The organism is Neisseria sp. P0009.S007, assembly GCF_051962515.1.
In genome coordinates, this window is sequence record NZ_JBQCVF010000779.1 from 1 (window position 1) to 752 (window position 752).

General features: G+C 52.9%; 1 protein-coding gene. It reads right to left on the reverse strand.

Annotated elements, in window-relative coordinates; translation table 11 throughout:
• Positions 1–752 (reverse strand): aconitase family protein (locus ACTHS3_RS16310; protein ID WP_440368546.1); only part of this gene is annotated, 752 nt, incomplete at both ends.

The following is a 752-nucleotide window of genomic DNA, read 5'->3' on the forward strand; positions in this document are numbered from 1 at the left end:
TTACGCGGATTGGAAGTATTGGTACACGAAGTAATCGCGGCAATAATCACTGCTCCGTCAGGCATTTGGCCGTCTGAAGGCTCTTCATAAGATTTAGCCAAGCCTTTGCTGGCCAAATCGGCGGTCGCAAAACGGGCATGCGGATTACTTGGACCTGCCATGTTGCGCGTTACGCTGCTCAAATCAAATTTCAATACGCGCGGATAAACGGCGGTTTTCAAGGCATCTGCCCACAAACCTGCGGTTTTGGCGTAGGTTTCCACCAATTTCACCTGCTCATCATCGCGACCGGTCAGTTTCAAATAATCAATGGTTTGCTCATCAATAGCGAACATCGCGGCAGTCGCGCCGAACTCAGGAGTCATATTGGAAATAGTGGCACGGTCGCCGATGGACAGGCTTCTTGCGCCCTCGCCGAAAAATTCAACAAATGCGCCAACCACGCGCTCTTTACGCAAGAATTCGGTCAGTGCCAACACGATGTCTGTGGCAGTAATGCCCGGCTGGCGTTTGCCGGTCAGCTCAACGCCGACAATATCAGGCAGACGCATCATGGATGCACGGCCCAGCATCACGGTTTCGGCTTCCAAACCGCCCACGCCTACGGAAATCACGCCCAATGAATCGACGTGCGGCGTATGTGAGTCTGTACCGACGCAGGTGTCGGGGAACGCTACACCGTTTTTGACTTGGACAACCGGCGACATTTTTTCCAAGTTGATTTGGTGCATAATGCCTTTGCCCGCCGGAAT